The following is a 20,017-nucleotide window of genomic DNA, read 5'->3' as shown; positions in this document are numbered from 1 at the left end:
CCTTCTCGTTTATTTTTTCGCCATGTTGCGCACGATCGCTTTTACAAATCGTAAAAAGTCAGCTTTTACTTTTTCTGTCGTTTCGATCACTTCATCATGTGTCAGCGGCTGATCTAAAATGCCTGCAGCCATATTGGAAATGCATGAAATACCTAACACTTCCATTCCTCCATGGCGAGCGACGATCACTTCAGGTACCGTAGACATACCGACTGCATCACCGCCCATGACACGAATCATACGAATTTCTGCTGGTGTTTCATATGCTGGACCTGTATTGGCGACATATACCCCTTCACGTACACGCAATCCAATTTCATTCGCCACGTCTTTAGCGAGTTGACGAAGTCGTTTACTATATGCTTCCGACATGTCTGGGAAGCGCACACCAAGTGCAGAATCATTCGGACCGATCAGCGGATTGCCACCCATGTTATTAATATGATCTGAAATAATCATTAAATCGCCTGGTTCAAACGATTCATTTACACCGCCTGCCGCATTTGTCACAATTAATTGTTCAACACCAAGCGCTTTCATCACGCGTACAGGGAATGTTACCTTTTCAAAACTGTATCCTTCATAATAATGGAATCGCCCTTGCATCACGATGACAGTCGCACCTTCTAACTGGCCGTATACAAGTTGACCGGCATGTCCTTCGACTGTCGATACAGGGAAATTTGGAATATCACTGTACGGAATTTTAATCGCTTGTTCAATTTCATCTGCCAACACACCTAAACCAGAACCAAGAATTAAGCCGATTTGCGGTGAAGTTGGAAACTTTTCTTTTAAAAATTGCGCGGCTTGTTCAATTGCTGCTCGATTCATTTTGTCACGCTCCTTATTTCAACTCATGTAAAAAGCTCGTTCCGTATTTCGGCATATTTACACGGAAGTTTTCCGCAATTGTTGCTCCAACGTCTGCAAACGTTTCACGCAACGGAAGCTGTTTTCCTCCGTTCATGCTCGGACTATAAACGAGAAGAGGCACATATTCGCGCGTATGGTCGGTTCCGTGATGAACCGGATCATTTCCGTGGTCCGCCGTAATAATTAATAAATCGTCTTCTTTTAAACGTTCAAACACTTCTGGTAAACGGGCATCAAACTCTTCTAACGCATCACCGTATCCTTTTGGATCGCGACGATGACCGTATAATGCATCAAAATCAACAAGGTTCACAAAGCTGAGTCCTGTAAAGTCCATTTGTAACGTATCGACTAATTTGTCCATTCCGTCCATGTTTGATTTTGTGCGCAACGTTTGTGTCACACCTTCGTTATCGTAAATGTCAGCAATTTTACCGATGGCGATCACATCGTATCCTGCATCTTGTAATTCATTCATGACTGTACGACCAAACGGTTTTAACGCATAATCGTGACGATTCGCTGTCCGTTGGAAACTTCCTGGCTTTCCAATGAATGGACGAGCAATGACACGACCGACCATATATTTTTCATCAAGCGTCAATTCACGCGCAATTTTACAAATACGATACAATTCTTCTAACGGAATGATTTCTTCATGCGCTGCAATTTGCAACACTGAATCGGCTGACGTATATACAACAAGCGCACCTGTTTCCATATGTTCAGGGCCAAGCTCATCAATAATCGCTGTGCCACTTGCTGGTTTATTACCGATCACTTTTCTTCCTGTTCGTTTTTCTAATTCATCAATCAACTCTTTTGGAAATCCGTCAGGAAACACTCGAAACGGCGTATCAATGCGAAGACCCATTAACTCCCAATGTCCTGTCATTGTATCTTTTCCAGCCGATGCTTCTTGCATTTTCGTAAAATAAGCAAGCGGCTTTTCTGCTTTCGGAATCCCTTGAATTTCACGAATATTGCTTAAGCCTAACTTCGCCATGTTCGGCATATGTAAGCCACCGCGATGTTCGGCAATATGCCCAAGCGTATCCGCACCTTTGTCGTTATATTTTTCGGCATCTGGCGCTTCACCAATTCCAACTGAGTCCATCACAATTAAAAATACACGTTTATATGTAGGCTTCACCGTTTTACCTCCCCAATCGCTTCATTCGCTTCATAGCATACCCACTATGAAACAAAATCACGCATCGTTCATATTTGTCAGAAGTCTGACAACTAAATTATAAAACGTTTTCATAATGAATTGCAATAAAAAAACTGTGACAAATCATCGTCACAGTTATGCTCTCGGATGAAACTGCTTGTACACGTCTTTTAAGCGCGTTTTCGTGACGTGCGTATAAATTTGCGTTGTCGAAATATCTGCATGTCCAAGCATTTCTTGCACGGCGCGTAAATCGGCGCCATTTTCTAATAAATGCGTTGCAAATGAGTGGCGCAACGTATGTGGCGTTAACGTTTTTTGAATGTTTGCTTCTTGGGCGAGCCGTTTTAAAATTTTCCAACACCCTTGCCTTGTTAGTCGCTCGCCGTGATGGTTTAAAAACAATGCATCTGTCGTTCCTTTTTTTCGTTGCAGCAACTCTGGACGACCTTGTTCCATGTACCGTTTTAATGCTTCTGTCGCCATTTTTCCGATCGGAACGATTCGCTCTTTCCGCCCTTTTCCGTAACAACGAATAAACCCCATCGTTAAATGAACATCGGATATGTTTAATTGAATAAGCTCACTCACGCGAATGCCTGTCGCATACAACAACTCGAGCATCGCCTTATCCCGAATGCTAAACGGCGTGTTTTGTTTCGGTGCTTCCAATAACGCTTCAACTTCCGCCATCGACAACACGTTTGGCAATTTTCTCGGCAGTTGCGGTGTTTCAATATGAACCGTCGGATCTTGGTCGACTACTTTTTCACGTAATAAAAATTGATGAAATGACCGAACAGACGCCAGATGGCGCGCAATCGTTTTTGGCGAGCTTCCTTTTTCTTTTAAAAACTTTAAAAATTGCATAATATGAAAACGGGTGACGTCATTCCAACGACATCGTTGCTCAACTTTTTGTAAATATTGAACATATTTTTTTAAGTCACGTTCATATGATACGATCGTATTATGAGCTAAATTTCGCTCAACAATTAAATAGTGAATAAAATCTTTTACTTGATCTTCCACACGCATCCTACTCCCCGTTTTGATAAAAAAACAACAGTCGATCGAGCCAATTCGTTTCTTGCCGTTCAGTCGTTGATACTTTCACAGCTGATCCCATCGGCTCGTCGTAACGACGGTAATAGTTATATTCCTCGCTCATCCATACAATACTATAATAAAATAAAATCGTACATCCCGTAAATAAAAGAAACACTTTTAGCACGTCCACCATTCTTCTCATCGCATACCTCCGTCAACTGTCATATAGTAAGAGGATATGCCCGTTTCATCGCGTTTTATACATAAATGAAAAAACCTTTTCATAGACGAAAAGGTTTACTGTTCTTCATGCTTCTCTTGACAACGATAACAAATGCCGTGAAATGTTAAACGGTGATCTTTAATTTTAAAATTCCAATCCCGTTCTACAATCGCTTCGACATCTTCTAATAAATCTTCTTGAATTTCATCGACCGCCCCACATTCAATACACACTAAATGGTGATGAAAATGCGCCGCACCTTCCTTACGAAGATCGTAGCGGGAAACGCCATCCCCGAAGTTAATTTTATCGACAATTTTCAATTCTGTTAATAGCTCCAACGTGCGATATACTGTCGCTAACCCTATTTCCGGTGCTTTTTCTTTCACGAGGAGGTAAACATCTTCCGCGCTTAAATGATCTTCTTCATGTTCAAGCAACACACGTACCGTCGCTTCCCGTTGCGGCGTTAATTTATAGCTTGCGGCATGCAATTGTTTTTTAATTCTTTCAAGGCGACTTTCCATTTTCATTCCCTCCCTCGTTACTCATTCTCATTATAACAAAAGAAAGGAACGTGTCAAAATAAAATGATTATAAACTGATAAATAAAATGATTATTAAATAATAATTATTTTTCTATTAATTCCACAACTTCTTTCATGAGCAACGGGGATACGTATGCTTCAAGTGAAGATGCAAACACTAATGCGATGCTAAACGATAACATGACAAACGTATAACGAAGCATCGCTCGAAAAATTGGTTCGGACGTTCGTTTCACAAATTGATGTCGAATCATTTTTAAAGAAAACGAAATCGATACAGCGGCCATCATAATAAAAATAGGAACGAGAATAATATTTTGCGGGACGACAGAGACGAAAGCTAACAAAAATCCGTTCCATCCCATTTGATTGACTAAAAATCCAACGGTAAAACCAACAACAAGCCCTTTTAAAAATAATAAAATTAAAATAAGTGGTAACCCTACAAGCGACATTGCTAAAATCCACATCAGCCCAATATATTTTAAATTTTGTAAAAAACTTTCTTTCCATACGTCATGCGCACTTGCAATATGTCCCGCAGACACTTGTCCAAAAAAATTCGTTAAATAATAATATAAATCTTGTTTTTGACTGAAACTTAAACTGTTGACAACAATAGCGCCAAAAACAACACCCATCACAAAAAGAACGACGGTAAATACATATGTCGTATAATGTTCTTGTACATGCTGCCCCCATGTTGTCGTCCATGATCGCTTTCTCATCGCTCCATCCCCCTACACGTTCTGTTACTACATTGTATGGGAAAAGGAGCGTGATATGACAAAAAGCGGTCGAGATGACCGCTTTACACCTGCAATTGCCAATATAAAAGAGCATAAATCGTTTTTGCGTCATAAATTTGTTTTTCTTCGACCATGTTTAGTGCTTCTTCTAACGTCACTTCAAGCACATCGACAAACTCGTCATCATCAAGCATTTGCTTTTCGCTTTTTTTCGTTAACCCTTTAGCAAGAAATATATGTACTAATTCATCTGCAAACCCCGGCGATGTATAAAAAGAGTGAAGCGGCTCCATTTTTTCGCATACATATCCTGTTTCTTCTTCTAGCTCACGCTTCGCTGTTTCAATCGGTGCCTCCCCTTTCTCAAGCTTTCCGGCTGGAATTTCAACAAGCACTCGCTCTAACGCTTTTCGATATTGACGAACGAGCACCATTTTATTTTCTTCTGTTATCGCAAGCACCGCAACCGCTCCAGGGTGTTTAACAATTTCACGCTTGCTCGTTTCCCCGTTTGGCAACAACACATCTTCCACATATACGTCAATCACTTTTCCAGAAAAAATGCGCTTTTGATTTATCGTTTTTTCATATAAATGATCCATCGTTTCACCACCATGTCATTTTTCATTTCCATTGTACTACATGAACAAAGACAAATGGAAAACTTATTCGTTATAATGTTTAAAAAGGAGTGGGAACATGAAAAAACGGAAACTTGGACATTCACATTTATATGTAAGTGAAATTGGCTTTGGCTGCATGTCGCTCGGTACGTCGGAAAGCGATGCGATTCGCATCATTCATGAAGCGATCGATCAAGGCGTAAACTACTTCGATACAGCCGATTTATATGATCGTGGGTTAAATGAAGAAATTGTCGGTAAGGCATTAAAAGGAAAACGACACGATGTCATCGTTGCGACAAAAGTAGGAAATCGGTGGACGGAACAAGGAAACGGCTGGACGTGGGATCCGTCAAAAGCATACATAAAAGAAGCGGTGAAACATAGCTTACGACGATTACAAACCGATTATATTGATGTATATCAACTACATGGCGGAACAATTGATGATCCGATCGATGAAACAATTGAGGCGTTTGAGGAATTGCAACAAGAGGGCATCATTCGTTATTACGGCATTTCCTCTATGCGTCCAAACGTCATTCGCGAATATGTGAAGCGATCGCGCATCGTTTCTGTCATGATGCCGTATAGTTTGCTTGATCGCCGCGCTGAAGAATGGTTTCCGCTTTTGAAGCAACATAACGTGAGCGTCATTGCTCGCGGACCGCTAGCGAAAGGATTATTAACTGAACGTCCGATTGAACGAGCAAGCGAAAATACGAAACAAAACGGCTATGTCGATTATTCGTTTGCCGAGTTAGTGACGCTCATTCCAAAATTAAAAGCGGTTGCTCCGAATGAAACGCTTACGGCGATTGCCCTTCGTTTTTGTTTAGCAAATGAAGCAGTAGCTACAGTCGTTCCAGGCGCAAGCCGATTATCGCAACTAATCGAAAACGTCGCTGCTCAATCAGTAACATTGAGCGATGAACAAATAGCTATCTTAAAACAACTGACAAAACAAACGATTTTTACTGATCATCGGTAACCAAGGGTGTTCGCCCTCGGTTATTTAAATTTTCGCCAATCTAAGTCACTTTCTTCTAACCATTCGGCAAACGTTTTATTTTTTTCTCGCTTACGAGCTTCTTCCTTCCGCTTTGCTTCCTCTTCTTCTTTTCGTTTTTGTTCTTCCTCTTGCAGTTGCTTTTGTTTTTGCTTAAGCTGTTCGATCAGTTGCTCATTTAATCGATCTTTTAGCATAAACATCCCTCTCTTTCTCCAAACTAATCATGACTAAAACATAAAGGAGTGAACTTTTATGGCAAAAAATAAAAGCCAAAAAGGAAAGCCGACAGCCGATACGGTTCGTCCTGTGATTGCAAAGGAAGAATTAGAAAAAGCGATTCATCCGACAAAACGGCAAAATTCTCCGCAATAAGAAGGGGGCATTCGGCCCCTTATAAAATATCTGTAATATGCGGCATATGTTGTTCAATCCAAGCAAGCGCTTCATCTAACTGCACGAACGATTGTGTTTCAAATGTCATCTCATCTTGCAGCAGCCAGACATCGCGCTCGTCGTTTGAAAATCCTGCAACGGACCAATGAAGTAAACTATACGGATGGTTATTGTACAAAAACGACACCCATGTTTTTTCTTTTACGATTTTTCGAAGACGATTCACTTGATCATTCACAACAATCACTCTTTCTATGTCAATTACGTATACATCCTTATTTTAACTCAATATCGGAAAATAAGAAAAGAGCTCTCGCAAAAGAGACCTCTTTTCATTATCGCTTCTTTCATTGTTGTTTCGGCATTCGACGACGATAAACAACGTAACTTCGGCTTAAATAACGAAACGGCATACTAAATACATGAACTAATCGCGTAAATGGCCAAACAACGAAAATACATAAAGCGGAGACGATATGAATTTTAAACCAAATCGGTACGCTTTCCATATACGTTGGATCAGCACGAAATGTTAAAACGGTGCGAAACCAAGGGCTGATCGTTGTGCGATAATCAAAGCCGTTTGCGTTCACGTTCAACGATGTAGAAGCAAAACCAGTCAACATGACAATCGCTAATAAAATTAAAACGAGCCAATCTGCTTTACTACTTGTTAAGCGAATGCGTTTAACGGTTAAACGACGTTGGATGAAAATAACTAAACCAACAATAGAAACGATCCCTGCCGGAAGACCGAACGCGATGGCTAGCGTATGATACGTATGTTCAGAGATGCCGATCGCATCATAAAACGATTTTGGAATAAGAATCCCCATGACATGACCGATAAAAACAAAGATGATCCCCCAATGAAATAAAATGCTTCCGAGCCGCAACGATTTTTTTTCAAGAAATTCGCTCGATTTTGTCGTCCATCCGAACTGATCGTGTTGATAACGATAAATGTGCCCACCAATGAAAATAGTTAAAACGATGTAAGGGAAGTATCCCCAAAGAAATTGTTCGAGCAATTACGACACGCTCCCTTCCGCAAGTTTACGCACGCCAATTTCCTCAAGCGCCATAAGCAACACATCGAATAAAATGGCGTAATAACTTTCCGCCGCAATTAACTGTTCACGAATGTGAGACATATGATTGAAATATTTTTGCATAAGCGGCTGAACATACACACGTTCGGCTTGCGACGCAAATTCAAGCATAAGTGGCAAGTAATCTGGCAACTCTCGCTCTGTTATGTCAAAACCTGCTGATTTGTACAGCTGCTTCAATTGTAACAGTTCGATTCCACGTTCTCTTTGTTCGCCTGTGCTCATATATGTGACGTATAAATTTGTTTTTTTGCCAAAATCAAACGTATACACATATGTTTCAATCCATGACGTTTCATCCGTTTGTTTTACATAATCAATAAATTTTTGTATGTTTTGCACAATAGGGCGATGCGGAATTTGTTGACTAAACATCGCACAATCATCAAGTTGGTCACGCCATTGTCGATCTGGGTATGATAACAAATACGAAACGATTTCAAACACCGTTTGTACATGAGCATAATCCATTTAAATCCTCTCCCTTTATGACGAAATGATACCGCATGAACCTGGTCCACCCATAAACGATAATCCGCACGTTCCTTGTTCCGCATATAATTCAGCTACTTGTTCGCGATGCGATGCTGGAATGACGAAACGGTCGTTGTATTTAGCAATCGCTAATAGACGGTACATTTCTTCAATATCTTCTCCGTTTAGCCCTAACGACTGAATCATTTGTTCATTCGGTTGTTTATTTGTTTGTAGCGCACGCATATATAAACGCATCGCTGCCATTTTTTTCAGCACTGTACGAATATGTGATTGATCACCAGCCGTTAATAAATGAGCTAAATACTCAATTGGAATGCGCATCTCATCAATGGCTGGAAAAATGTCGTATTCACTTGCCCTGCTTCCTTTTCCTTCAATCATATTTGTAATTGGGCTTAATGGCGGAATATACCATACCATTGGCAATGTCCGATATTCCGGATGTAACGGTAATGCGATTTTCCAATCAACGATCATTTTATAAATTGGTGATTTTTGTGCCGCCTCAATCCACGCTTGTGGAATTCCTTCTTCTTTCGCTTTCGCAATGACTTCCGGATCATGTGGATTTAAGAAAATAGATAGCTGCGCTTCATACAATTCTTTTTCGTCTGTTACGCTCGCTGCTTCTTTTACGCGATCTGCGTCATACAACATTACGCCAAGATAACGCACACGTCCTACGCACGTTTCAGAACAAATTGTTGGCAATCCAGCTTCTAATCGTGGGAAACATAATGTACATTTTTCCGCTTTGCTTGTTTGCCAGTTGAAATACACTTTTTTATATGGACAGCTTGATACGCAATATCGCCAAGCACGGCAAGCATTTTGATCTACGAGTACGATGCCGTCCTCCTCTCGTTTATACATCGCTCCAGATGGACAGCTTGATACGCATGGAGGATTAACACAATGCTCGCAAATGCGCGGTAAATACATCATAAATACTTGTTCAAATTCCGCTTGAATCGACTGCTCCATTTTCACTACGTTTGGATCTTCTAATGCTGTGACATGCGCACCAGCTAAGTCATCTTCCCAGTTCGGCCCCCATTTTAACTCCATAAACTCTCCAGTCAATGAAGATTTTGGACGTGCGACAGGCTGATGTTTCTTCTCAGGGCTATTTGTTAACGTTTCATAATCGTAATTCCACGGTTCATAATAATCGTCGATCGTTGGTAAGTTCGGATTGTAAAATAAATTGAGTAATCGATTTGCTTTTGAGCCCGCCTTTAGCTGTAGCTCCCCATTTTTCAACTCCCAACCGCCTTTATATTTCTCTTGATCTTCCCATTTTTTAGGATAACCGATGCCAGGTTTCGTTTCTACGTTGTTAAAATACATATATTCGGCACCTGGACGATTCGTCCAGGTGTTTTTGCATGTGACGCTGCACGTATGGCAGCCAATACATTTATCTAAGTTCATTACCATGCCAATTTGTGCTTTAATCTTCAAGCCAATCAACCTCCTTCAACTTGCGAATAATGACGTTCAAGTCGCGTTGGTTTCCAGTCGGACCGTAATAGTTAAATCCATAGCTTAATTGCGCGTATCCTCCGATCATATGCGTCGGTTTGACATGAATGCGTGTCGGACTATTATGCGTACCGCCGCGATTGTTCGTTAATTTTGATCCCGGTACGTTAATATGCCGATCTTGAGCATGATGCATAAATGCAATTCCTCTCGGAAGGCGATGAGAAACGACTGCACGCGCAACAACGACACCGTTTCGGTTGAAACATTCAATCCAGTCGTTATCTTGAATGTCTGCTTCTTCCGCGTCTTCTTTACTTAACCAAATAGTTGGACCGCCGCGGAATAGCGTCAACATCGGTTGCGAATCAAAATACATACTATGAACAGACCATTTATTATGCGGCGTTAAATAATTGAGCGTAATCTCTTTTCCTTCGACATCTGGACGATTTTTTTGGAACGGTTTATGTTGCAAAATAGGCTTAAACGTTGCCATCGTTTCACCAAACTCTTGCATTAACTCATGATCAATATAAAATGATTGACGTCCTGTTAACGTCCGCCAAGGAATAAGTCGTTCCACGTTTGTCGTAAATGGCGAATAGCGACGTCCACCTTTTTCCGAACCGCTAAATGCAGGCGATGTAATGACTGTTTTCGGTTGCGCCGTAATTTGTTCAAATGTAAAACATTCTTCTTCTCGCTCTTCCGCTAAATCTTTTAATTGTAAATTCGTCTTTTTCTCAAGAGATTCCCATGCTTTTACCGCCACATGACCATTTGTTGTTGATGAAAGCGTTAAAATGGCTTCAGCTACTTTTTTTGCATCGCTTATATCTGGGCAACCGTTCGCAACAGTGGCGCCTCGAACTGTTCCTAACACATGTTTTAATTTTTCATATTCTTCTTCTACCGACCATGTCATACCTTTTACACCAAAAGGTGCTTTGACAACATTTGGACCGAGCGCTGTCATTTTTTCAAATATTTTTGTGTAGTCCCGCTCAACAACGTGAATTTGCGGCATCGTTTTTCCTGGAATCGGCTCACATTCCCCTTTACTCCAATCTTTAATTTTTCCAAACGGTTGTGCTAATTCTTGTGGTGTATCGTGAAGGATCGGTGTCGCCACAACTTCTTTAACTGGCATCATGCCTACTTCTTCCGCTACTTGTGATACGGCCTTTGCAAGCGATTTAAAAATTTCCCAATCTGAACGTGCTTCCCATGGTACGGCAATCGCAGGATTAAATGGATGAATAAACGGATGCATATCTGTACTGCTTAAATCATGCTTCTCATACCATGTTGCTGCAGGTAATACAACATCAGAATATAACGCCGTTCCAGCCATTCGGAAATCGAGGTTAATAAGCAAATCTAATTTTCCTTCAGGTGCTTCCTCACGCCACGTTATTTCTTGCGGACGAAGACTATCTTTGTCATCGTTCATTAATCCGTGCGACGTTCCGAGCAAATGTTTCAAAAAGTATTCATGTCCTTTTCCTGAACTTGAAATTAAGTTAGCACGCCAAACGATTAAATTGCGAGGGACGTTTTTCTCGTTGTCTGGATCTTCAATCGCAAAACGTAATGTTTTCTCTTTTAACTGCTTCGCTACATATGCCCCAATATCTTCGACTGTTTTTGCCCCTGATGCGACCGCTTCGTTGTAAAGATCGATTCCGTTTTTTTCGAAAGTTGGATAAGAAGGCAACCAACCTAAACGAGCCGCAAGAACATTGTAATCAGCATAATGTTGATAACGTGCTTCTTTGGCAAGCGGAGATACGAGCTGTCCAACTGGTGTGTCCTCATAACGCCATTGGTCTGTCGCAAAATAGTAAAATGATGTTCCGTTTTGCAATTTCGGTGGTGCTTGCCAGTCACGCGCCATCGCAATCGTTTGCCACCCTTCTACCGGACGCAATTTTTCTTGACCAACATAATGCGCCCAGCCTCCACCGTTTACTCCTTGTGCGCCAACGAATAAAACGAGATTTAAAACGGCTCGATAAATTGTATCGGAGTTAAACCAATGGTTAATTCCTGCACCGACGATAATCATTGAACGCCCTTTTGTATCTACCGCATTTTGCGCAAACTCACGCGCAATTTGAATAACAAGGTCACGTTTTACGCCTGTTATGCTTTCTTGCCATGCTGGTGTAAACGGTACGAGATCATCGTACGTTTTCGCCACTTCCCCGCCAATACCACGGTCCACTCCATAGTTCGCAAGAACTAAATCGTATACAGTCGAAACGTACAATTCCTCGTGCCCAATATGCACACGTTTTACAGGTATCGCGCGTTTTAAAATTTTGTTTCCATCATGTGAAAAGTATGGAATTTGTACCGTTGCGATTTCGTCTTCTATTCCTAACATCGTCAAACGTGGCTCGATCGCTTCTTCTGTTTCTTCGTCTACCATTTTTAAATTCCATTTCCCTTTATTTTCCCAACGTGATCCAATCGTTCCGTTCGGAATGGCAAAATCGTTTGTTCGATCATTCCAAAGCGCTGGCTTCCATTCCCCGTTTGTCGTATTTCGTCCGATATCAGATGCATGCAAGAAACGATCCGCAATCAATTCGCCGTTTTCTTTCTTTTTGAGCGTAATTAAAAACGGAAAATCGGTGTATTGTTTTGCGTAATTCATAAAATATTCTATTTGTTGATCAACATAAAACTCTTTTAAAATGACGTGTCCCATCGCCATCGCTAAAGCGCCATCTGTCCCTTGTTTCACGCTTAACCATTCATCTGCTAGCTTCGTCGATTCAGCAAAATCTGGACTAATCGAAACGACTTTCGTTCCTTTATATCGCACTTCCGCTAAAAAGTGAGCGTCTGGCGTACGCGTCATCGGCACGTTTGATCCCCATGTCATAATGTAACCGGCATTGTACCAGTCGCTACTTTCTGGCACGTCCGTTTGATCTCCCCAAATTTGCGGCGAAGCTGGAGGTAAATCTGCATACCAATCATAAAAACTTAAGATAGGACCTCCCATAAGCGACATAAAGCGAGCACCTGCTGCATGGCTTACCATCGACATGGCCGGAATAGGAGAAAATCCGACATTTCGGTCTGGACCGTACTTAATTACTGTATAAAGTAAAGACGTCGCAACAAGCTTTAATACTTCATCCCACTCTGCGCGCACAAATCCACCTTTTCCACGCGCTTGCTTATAACGTTTCGCTTTGTCTCGGTTCTCGACGATGCTTTTCCAAGCATCAAGCGGATTTTTATGTTGTTGCAACGCTTCGCGCCACATATTTAACAACACCCCACGAACATATGGGTATTTGACACGAAGCGGACTATAAATGTACCACGAAAAACTCGCTCCCCTTGGACAACCTCTAGGCTCAAAGTCTGGCATATCAGGTCCGGTTGTTGGGTAGTCAAGCTTTTGTCCTTCCCATGTAACGATGCCGTCCTTCACATAAATATTCCAACTACATGAGCCTGTACAGTTGACACCATGTGTTGAACGTACAACTTTGTCATGTTGCCATCTTCTGCGATATATTTGCTCCCAATCACGATCTTGATATGTGACTTCACTATGTGCATCCGCATGACGTTCAATCGGCTTCACGTAGTTCAAACGCTTGAACAATGGTGATTTCTTTTTCACATCTCTCACTCCTCTTCATGATGAAACCCTTCTATCTTCACTATAAAACGGGATGCAACAAATAAATGTGAGGTACCTCACATGTTTTTTAATTGTCACAAATATGTCGAAATATTATATAAAAAAAGACTAACCCTTAACGGATTAGCCTTTAATCTCATCTATTCTTTTTGCTAATTCTTCTTTTTCCTCAGCAGATAATAACTTTTCGGCCATCGGGAAAAGTACTTGCTCTTCCTTGGCAAAGTGATCAGTTAAAATCATATATGCGTTCATGACATATGAAGCTAATTGTTTCGCTTCTTCTGAACGAATGGTCTCTGTCTTTTGTAAAAATGTTGCAATATTTTGTTTTGCTTCTTGATGTTCGTATTCCATAACTGCAATCGGACCGAACTGTTTTCCGATATAGCGTTCCATCATCGGAAATAATACATCTTCTTCTCGACGAGAGTGAGGTTCTAAATGTTGCAAAAATTGTTGTACTTTCTCGCGCAAACGAATGAACGCTTGAACAACATCTTGCTCTTCCCCATCGTAAATGCTTTTCGCTGCAACAAAAAGAGCATACTTTTCTTCATTTAATGGACCGTGTTCTTCTTTTAATCGTTGCAATGGTGGACATAATGACACAGATTCATGTCCAACGAGACTGCAAGGTGAAAACTCCATCATCATCCCTCTTTTCTTTATGTGCTCACACATTTATTGTATAGGAGGAAAGCAACTTTTCGTGTGATGCACGTCACACTCCTAGCTTAAAAAATGAACGTTTATTGACTATTCGATGTTGCAATATGACGATGGACACCCTTCACAGTTAATTTGTTTTTTTAAATAGTCTAAGCTATGAATAATAATTTTTCTCCCTTTGAAGGAGATGATGCCTTTGCTTTTTAATGTATTTAATTCGCGATTCACACTTTCACGCGATGTAGAGCTAAAATTAGCTAAATCTTGATGGGTAACAGGAACGTCTAATAAAATGCCGTCTTTTGTCTGAACGCCATAGCTGTTTGCCATCCGAATAAGTGTAGAATATAATGCGCCCTTTTTTCCATATAGAACGAGATCGCGAAATTTCGTATGTTGCTTACGGAAATGATCGGTCATCATTTTCAAAAACTCAACAGCAAACTCCGAATTGGCAAGCAACTCTTTTTCAATATCTTCGTTTTTAATCGCAAGCACTTCGCTATCTTCTAACGCCCGTCCGTTGAACAGATATCTGCCGTTATCTGAAAAAATCATCAACTCGCCAATGACAGCATTCGGACCACATAGCCGTAAACATAACTCTTTTCCATCACCGGAAAATTTACTAATTTGAAACTTACCAGATAAGACGACAAAAAAGTTTTCGCCAATTTGTCCTTCTTGAAATAAAAACATCCCTTTTTTCACTTTTATCGTTTTATATGCTAACTTCTTTAGTTGTTCAAAATTTTTTTTGCTAATAAACTGAGACATCCCTTAATGCCTCCTTTTTAAGAAAAGTATTTTTGATATAACGAACGAGCAAATGTAGCATCTTTTGTACCATGTACAAGCATGCGACCATCAGCAAATAAAACGACACGATGCCCTTCTAATTGAGTCATTAATAAATATTCGTTGCCATGTACTTGTTGTCCATTTGCTTTCATTTGTTCCATCATGTTTGTGATGTGAAATGGGTGTGTATGACGAATTTGTACCGTATCTCTGCCGCATAGAACAGATGTTTTTGCTCTCTCACTTCGCAAAGCAGGATATATTCGATCAGTTCCACATGATGGACAATGCTCATTTTTTAATTTATGAACTTGTAAAAAGCGATGCTCGTTTTGCCAAACGTCAAAAATAACGAGTGAACGTCGGATCGCTCTGACATCTCCCACTAATATTTTTAACGCTTCCGTTGTTTGATACGCCGCAACCATTTGCACGGCAGGAGAAATAATACCGACGTTATCGCATGTCAAATGATAAGAAGGCAAATGATTCATAACGCAGCGGAAACATGGCGTTTGTTCTGGTATAATCGTAAACGAAAGACCATAGCTTCCGACGCAAGCCCCGTATATCCAAGGAATCCGATACTTTTGTGCCAAATCATTTAGTAGAAAACGCGTTTCGAAATTATCTGTTCCGTCAATGATGAGATCAATTTGTTGTTCAAAAAGAGAAGCGAACGATTCGTCTTGGGCGTCCATGACGAGTGCCTCAACATGAACGTCATGGTTTACTGAAGCTAGACGACGCTTTGCAGCAACCGCTTTTGGCCATCTGTTGTCAGCATTTTCTTCACTATATAACTGTTGGCGCTGTAAATTTGTCCAATCAACATAATCGCGATCAACAATTGTTAATCGACCGACTCCTGCACGCGCTAACATATCTGCATTTGCTGAACCGAGTGCTCCTGCTCCAACGATCAAAACGTGCTTTTGTTGAATGACTCGTTGTCCCTTTTCACCAATTGGAGAAAATAACATTTGTCGCGAGTACCGCTCCATCATCATCCCTCTTGTCTTTTAAAATTTCCACTTTTCCCACCCGTTTTTTCTACTAAATATGTCGAGCCAATCACAATTCCTTTATCGATTGCTTTACACATATCATAAATGGTTAAAGCACAAATCGAAGCAGCTGTTAACGCCTCCATTTCCACCCCAGTACTTCCTTTTGTTTTGACAAACGCTTCAATTTGCAACTCATAATTTGTTTCTTTCACTTGCCATGTAAACGAAATATCAACTCCCGTTAACGAAATAGGATGACACATCGGAATAAGATCAGCTGTACGTTTTGCCGCCATAATGCCAGCCACTTGAGCGACGGCTAATACGTCTCCTTTTTTCACTTCCGAGCGCACAATTTTTTCGTACACCTCTTTTGACACGATCACGCGAGACATCGCACAGGCAGTTCGCACCGTTTCTCCTTTTTCGGAAATATCAACCATTTTCGCCCGACCTTGTTCATTAAAATGTGTAAATGTTCCCATTTGATCACCCTCCGCTGACCGGTGGAATCAGTGCAACGACATCACCGGCATATACTATGTCATCATCTGTTGCAAATTCTTCGTTAATCGCAATCATAAGTGAAGAAGCGACTTGTAAATGATATTCTTGCTCAAGACGCTCACGAAGTTGCCGAACAGTCATTTGTTGTTCATTGAATACAATTTCCTCTTTGCCGAGTCGTTCTTTTATGTAGGCAAATAGTAATACGCGAATCATATCTCTTCCTCCTTTGGTGCGCCATGATCGTAACGAACTGTTTCTTTTTGATTACCAATCCACATTTCCCCATCTTCCCAATACTCTTTTTTCCAAATAGGAACGATCTCTTTAATTCGCTCAATAGCATAACGATTCGCTTCATATGCGTCTGCGCGATGCGGCGTTGAGACCGCAATAGCTACCGCAATATCAGCAATATCAAGCCGACCGATGCGATGGACAATCGCTACTTTTGCTTGTGGAAAGCGGGCAACAATTTCTTGACCAATTTGTTCTAATTTTTTTTGCGCCATCGACTCATACGCCTCATATTGCAAATATACAGTTTTTTTTCCATTCGTTAATTCTCTTACTGTGCCAAGAAACGTTACAATCGCCCCTGCATGACGATCAGCAACTGCTTCAATGACACTTCCTACATGGATAGGTTCACGAACGATCGCAAACATGTTGTTCCCCCTTTACATAAGCAATAATGCGCTCCATATACGCTTGTTCATCTTCAATAAAAAAAGATCCGTCCGTACGTTGCCAACTAATTGAAAATAGTATGTTTTTTAAATGCAATAAATGTTCATCTTCCCGATGACGTAAACAAACAATTTTCGGATAAGCTGCATGTTTAAATCCTTCAATAAGCAATACATCAATTGGAAATCGTTCATATATACATAGTAACTCATCAAGCTCCCAGTTTCCTTTCGCATGAAGAAGAAACGTGCCGTCCCCTTCCACTGCACATACTATTGCCCCAGCCTCTGCGTGACGCGTTGTATCTTTTTTTTTCGGTAACATGACTTTCCCACCATGTCCGTGATGTTTTAACGTTCCAACGCGATATCCATTTTCACATAACTGGTGAATGATTTTTTCAATAAGTGTCGTTTTTCCACTATTTTGATAACCAACGATTTGTAAAATCATCATGACCAAACATAGTCTCCTTCATCATGAAGTAAAAGCACATCAACACGATTACCCGCTTGAAAACCGCGTGTTCCTCCCGGCAAAACGATAAAAGCGTTTGCTTGTGCGAGCGATGAAACAATATTTGATTTATCTTTTCCAACCGGTTCCACGTGTAACATTCCATCGTCATACGATACGTTTGCACGAACAAAACGAGTAAATGGATTCGGTTTTAAAAAATCTTTTTGTAAAACCGCTTGCACTTTCTTTAAATAACGTTTAGGCTGTCCTAACATCGCTTTTATAAATGGACGAGCAAACAATTCAAAGCCCACATAACATGCAGAAGGATTGCCTGACAGTCCAAACAACATTTTATTTTCAAATACAGCCGCTGATGTCACACTTCCTGGTCGCATCGCTACTTTATTGAATAACAATTTGGCACCGAGATGTTCATATACGCGAGGCATATAATCGAAATCCCCAACGGATACACCACCCGTTGTTATGACCACATCTGCTTCACGTAACGCTTTTTGTACGACGTGTAGCGTATGTTCAAACGTATCGGCCACTTTGCCAAACAAAATAGGCTCTCCCCCAACGCGTCGAATTTGCGCTTGAAGCATATAAGCGTTGCTGTTGCGGATTTTCCCTTTTTCAAGCGGCTCGTAAACATGAAGAAGTTCACTTCCCGTTGAAATAATGGCGACTTTTGGCTTTTTCATCACAGGAACGCGATCATATCCAAACGTTGCTAAAACCGCAACAATCCCTGGATGAATGACAGTTCCTTTTTCAACGACGATCTCACCTTGTCTCATATCTTCCCCAACACGCGAAATATTTTCGCCTTCATTCACTTTTCTTTTTATTTGCACAAAGCGCTTCCCATCTTTTTCAATCTCTTTCGTCAATTCAACCATCACGACTGCATTTGCTCCATTTGGAATGGCTGCACCTGTCATAATTTTTACTGCTTCGTTTGGCGCCAACGTTCCATCCCAAACCGAACCAGCTCCAATTGTGCCAACGACTTCTAATAATACAGGAGCATGAGTTGAAGCTCTTTCTGTCGCATCCGCAACAAGAGCATAGCCGTCATATGGTGAGCGATCAAACCATGGAATCGGCATCGTTGCTTCCACATGTTCCGCTAAAATGCGTCCATCACATTGCTCTAACGAAACATACTCTTTTTCTCCTTCACGGCACCATTCCATTACTCGTTCGATTGCTTCGTCAATCGGAATCGGTTTGCGCATTTACGTTCATCCCTTCTAAATAATATCCTATCTCTACTATATCGCCTTTTGATCATAAAATCGTGTGATGTACGTCACAAAAACAAGTGGTGTTGTGACGAAATTCACATTTTTTTCATAAATATTGATAAAAAAAGAGGCAACTCGCCTCTAACTAATCCATTTATAAAATTGCTCTTTTGTGTTAATATTCATAAACGGTTGTTCTTCTTTCATCCCAACACGTTTCACTCGACAGGAGGAAAGAAACGTATGCATGCGATACTCCTCTTGTTGAAGACAATTGTATATAAGCGATTTCACTCGATAGTGATATATAGCAATCAGTGGTTGGAGTCTCCCATTCACATATGGCACAATGGCATCGAATGCATCATCTGCTTGTTCCTTAAGCATACGTATAATCGTCTCATGAATAAACGGGATATCACATGGCAATACAACATACCACGTTGCTTCATGATGCACGATAGCCGAATAAATTCCTGCTAATGGGCCTTTCCCTTTGTATTGTGGATCATCCTCGATCCATGATACGTCTTGAAACGATAATTTCGTTCGAATGTGTGGCTGTGCAACAATAACGATTTCATCAACGATCGGACGCAACGCCTCAATACTATAAAAAAGAAAAGGTTTTCCATGTCGCAACGCAAGCGCTTTTGGTTCACCAAACCGTTTTGATTGTCCGCCCGCTAAAACAATGCCGATCGTTTTCATTGGCGACGAAGCTCCCAAACAAGATGGCGAATTTCGGGTAAAATGAGCTTTTCCATTGCTAGGCGCACAGCGTTTGTTGACCCGGGCATACAAAAAATGATCATGCCGTTCATCGAACCAGCAAGCGCACGACTTAACATCGCTGCACTTCCGATTTGCTCATAACTTAAAAAGCGAAAAAGCTCACCGAACCCAACCATTTCTTTTTCAAGCAACGGCTGAATGGCTTCAATCGTCACATCACGTTTTGTAAATCCCGTTCCTCCATTCATTAAAATGACATCTACTTGTTCAACTGATTGAACGGCTCGTCGAATGGCGAATACATCATCTTTAACAATTTCGTATGCAGCAACAACAATGTTTGATTGCTCTAATTGTTCACGTATCCATCGTCCACTCGTATCTGTTTCATATGTGCGCGTATCAGAAACGGTCACAATTTTACATCGGACAGGGAGCATCGCCTGCTTTTTATGATCATGAACACCCATA

The 20,017-nt window shown here is 40.9% G+C and carries 24 protein-coding genes; 1 reads left to right on the top strand and 23 read right to left on the bottom strand.

Annotated features, from left to right (window positions below; all coding sequences use genetic code 11):
- Nucleotides 1–9: 9 nt before the first annotated feature.
- From K1I43_RS05920 to K1I43_RS05890, 7 genes are all read right to left on the bottom strand, one after another.
- Nucleotides 10–834, bottom strand: a complete 825-nt coding sequence (locus K1I43_RS05920) for a purine-nucleoside phosphorylase (protein WP_009373811.1) — start codon at nt 832–834, stop codon at nt 10–12.
- Between the two features lie 13 nt (nt 835–847).
- A complete protein-coding gene (gene deoB, locus K1I43_RS05915; RefSeq protein ID WP_019418496.1) occupies nt 848–2,029 on the bottom strand; it encodes a phosphopentomutase in 1,182 nt (393 codons plus the stop codon).
- 156 nt (nt 2,030–2,185) lie between these two features.
- Nucleotides 2,186–3,082, bottom strand: a complete 897-nt coding sequence (gene xerD / locus K1I43_RS05910; protein ID WP_009373815.1) for a site-specific tyrosine recombinase XerD — start codon at nt 3,080–3,082, stop codon at nt 2,186–2,188.
- Nucleotides 3,083–3,089: 7 nt separating this feature from the next.
- Nucleotides 3,090–3,302 (bottom strand): YqzK family protein, encoded by a 213-nt coding sequence (locus tag K1I43_RS05905; RefSeq protein ID WP_009373816.1) that lies wholly within the window; start codon nt 3,300–3,302, stop codon nt 3,090–3,092.
- A 95-nt stretch (nt 3,303–3,397) separates the two neighbouring features.
- Nucleotides 3,398–3,850, bottom strand: a complete 453-nt coding sequence (gene fur, locus K1I43_RS05900) for a ferric iron uptake transcriptional regulator (protein WP_009373818.1) — start codon at nt 3,848–3,850, stop codon at nt 3,398–3,400.
- A gap of 104 nt (nt 3,851–3,954) precedes the next feature.
- Complete coding sequence (gene spoIIM, locus K1I43_RS05895) at nt 3,955–4,599, bottom strand: stage II sporulation protein M (protein ID WP_009373822.1); 645 nt, start codon at nt 4,597–4,599, stop codon at nt 3,955–3,957.
- A gap of 83 nt (nt 4,600–4,682) precedes the next feature.
- Nucleotides 4,683–5,222, bottom strand: a complete 540-nt coding sequence (locus tag K1I43_RS05890) for an NUDIX hydrolase (RefSeq protein ID WP_019418494.1) — start codon at nt 5,220–5,222, stop codon at nt 4,683–4,685.
- A gap of 97 nt (nt 5,223–5,319) precedes the next feature.
- Here K1I43_RS05890 and K1I43_RS05885 point away from each other — a divergent pair, with 97 nt between their 5' ends.
- Nucleotides 5,320–6,234: an aldo/keto reductase gene (locus K1I43_RS05885; protein ID WP_019418493.1), complete on the top strand. Its 915-nt coding sequence runs from the start codon at nt 5,320–5,322 to the stop codon at nt 6,232–6,234.
- A gap of 20 nt (nt 6,235–6,254) precedes the next feature.
- Here K1I43_RS05885 and K1I43_RS05880 read toward each other — a convergent pair whose 3' ends face one another.
- From K1I43_RS05880 to K1I43_RS05805, 16 genes are all read right to left on the bottom strand, one after another.
- On the bottom strand, nt 6,255–6,455 hold the full coding sequence (locus K1I43_RS05880) for a DUF3886 domain-containing protein (protein WP_009373831.1): 201 nt from the start codon (nt 6,453–6,455) through the stop codon (nt 6,255–6,257).
- A 191-nt stretch (nt 6,456–6,646) separates the two neighbouring features.
- Nucleotides 6,647–6,886 (bottom strand): YqkC family protein, encoded by a 240-nt coding sequence (locus tag K1I43_RS05875; protein WP_009373834.1) that lies wholly within the window; start codon nt 6,884–6,886, stop codon nt 6,647–6,649.
- Between the two features lie 109 nt (nt 6,887–6,995).
- The gene (gene narI / locus K1I43_RS05870; protein WP_006318166.1) at nt 6,996–7,679 is read right to left on the bottom strand and encodes a respiratory nitrate reductase subunit gamma; all 684 of its coding nucleotides are present in this window, start codon (nt 7,677–7,679) and stop codon (nt 6,996–6,998) included.
- Nucleotides 7,680–8,231, bottom strand: a complete 552-nt coding sequence (gene narJ / locus K1I43_RS05865) for a nitrate reductase molybdenum cofactor assembly chaperone (protein ID WP_006318164.1) — start codon at nt 8,229–8,231, stop codon at nt 7,680–7,682. It abuts the gene before it with no gap.
- 15 nt (nt 8,232–8,246) lie between these two features.
- On the bottom strand, nt 8,247–9,722 hold the full coding sequence (narH, locus tag K1I43_RS05860) for a nitrate reductase subunit beta (RefSeq protein ID WP_019418491.1): 1,476 nt from the start codon (nt 9,720–9,722) through the stop codon (nt 8,247–8,249).
- Nucleotides 9,712–13,395 carry a nitrate reductase subunit alpha gene (locus K1I43_RS05855; RefSeq protein WP_019418490.1) on the bottom strand — a complete coding sequence of 1,228 codons (3,684 nt, stop codon included), beginning with the start codon at nt 13,393–13,395 and terminating at the stop codon, nt 9,712–9,714. The genes narH and K1I43_RS05855 overlap by 11 nt, the downstream gene beginning before the upstream one ends.
- A gap of 144 nt (nt 13,396–13,539) precedes the next feature.
- Nucleotides 13,540–14,067 (bottom strand): hemerythrin domain-containing protein, encoded by a 528-nt coding sequence (locus K1I43_RS05850; protein ID WP_019418489.1) that lies wholly within the window; start codon nt 14,065–14,067, stop codon nt 13,540–13,542.
- Nucleotides 14,068–14,175: 108 nt separating this feature from the next.
- Nucleotides 14,176–14,865 carry a Crp/Fnr family transcriptional regulator gene (locus K1I43_RS05845; protein WP_006318160.1) on the bottom strand — a complete coding sequence of 230 codons (690 nt, stop codon included), beginning with the start codon at nt 14,863–14,865 and terminating at the stop codon, nt 14,176–14,178.
- A gap of 17 nt (nt 14,866–14,882) precedes the next feature.
- Nucleotides 14,883–15,896 carry a ThiF family adenylyltransferase gene (locus K1I43_RS05840; RefSeq protein ID WP_220382625.1) on the bottom strand — a complete coding sequence of 338 codons (1,014 nt, stop codon included), beginning with the start codon at nt 15,894–15,896 and terminating at the stop codon, nt 14,883–14,885.
- The gene (gene moaC / locus K1I43_RS05835) at nt 15,896–16,384 is read right to left on the bottom strand and encodes a cyclic pyranopterin monophosphate synthase MoaC (protein WP_006318158.1); all 489 of its coding nucleotides are present in this window, start codon (nt 16,382–16,384) and stop codon (nt 15,896–15,898) included. Before moaC ends, K1I43_RS05840 begins: the two co-directional genes overlap by 1 nt.
- Before the next feature lie 4 nt (nt 16,385–16,388).
- Nucleotides 16,389–16,622 (bottom strand): molybdopterin converting factor subunit 1, encoded by a 234-nt coding sequence (gene moaD, locus K1I43_RS05830; protein WP_019418487.1) that lies wholly within the window; start codon nt 16,620–16,622, stop codon nt 16,389–16,391.
- Nucleotides 16,619–17,074, bottom strand: a complete 456-nt coding sequence (locus K1I43_RS05825; protein WP_006318154.1) for a molybdenum cofactor biosynthesis protein MoaE — start codon at nt 17,072–17,074, stop codon at nt 16,619–16,621. The genes moaD and K1I43_RS05825 overlap by 4 nt, the downstream gene beginning before the upstream one ends.
- Nucleotides 17,055–17,558 (bottom strand): molybdopterin-guanine dinucleotide biosynthesis protein B, encoded by a 504-nt coding sequence (gene mobB, locus K1I43_RS05820; protein ID WP_019418486.1) that lies wholly within the window; start codon nt 17,556–17,558, stop codon nt 17,055–17,057. Before mobB ends, K1I43_RS05825 begins: the two co-directional genes overlap by 20 nt.
- A complete protein-coding gene (locus tag K1I43_RS05815) occupies nt 17,549–18,802 on the bottom strand; it encodes a molybdopterin molybdotransferase MoeA (RefSeq protein ID WP_019418485.1) in 1,254 nt (417 codons plus the stop codon). Before K1I43_RS05815 ends, mobB begins: the two co-directional genes overlap by 10 nt.
- Nucleotides 18,803–18,952: 150 nt before the next feature.
- On the bottom strand, nt 18,953–19,522 hold the full coding sequence (gene mobA, locus K1I43_RS05810; protein ID WP_006318147.1) for a molybdenum cofactor guanylyltransferase: 570 nt from the start codon (nt 19,520–19,522) through the stop codon (nt 18,953–18,955).
- Nucleotides 19,519–20,016: a MogA/MoaB family molybdenum cofactor biosynthesis protein gene (locus K1I43_RS05805; RefSeq protein WP_019418484.1), complete on the bottom strand. Its 498-nt coding sequence runs from the start codon at nt 20,014–20,016 to the stop codon at nt 19,519–19,521. Before K1I43_RS05805 ends, mobA begins: the two co-directional genes overlap by 4 nt.
- Nucleotide 20,017 lies beyond the last annotated feature (1 nt).

The organism is Anoxybacillus sp. ST70 (assembly GCF_019553625.1).
Taxonomy (GTDB): domain Bacteria; phylum Bacillota; class Bacilli; order Bacillales; family Anoxybacillaceae; genus Anoxybacillus; species Anoxybacillus gonensis.
Note: the sequence above shows the minus strand (reverse complement) of the source record. Positions and strands in the feature narration are given on the sequence as shown.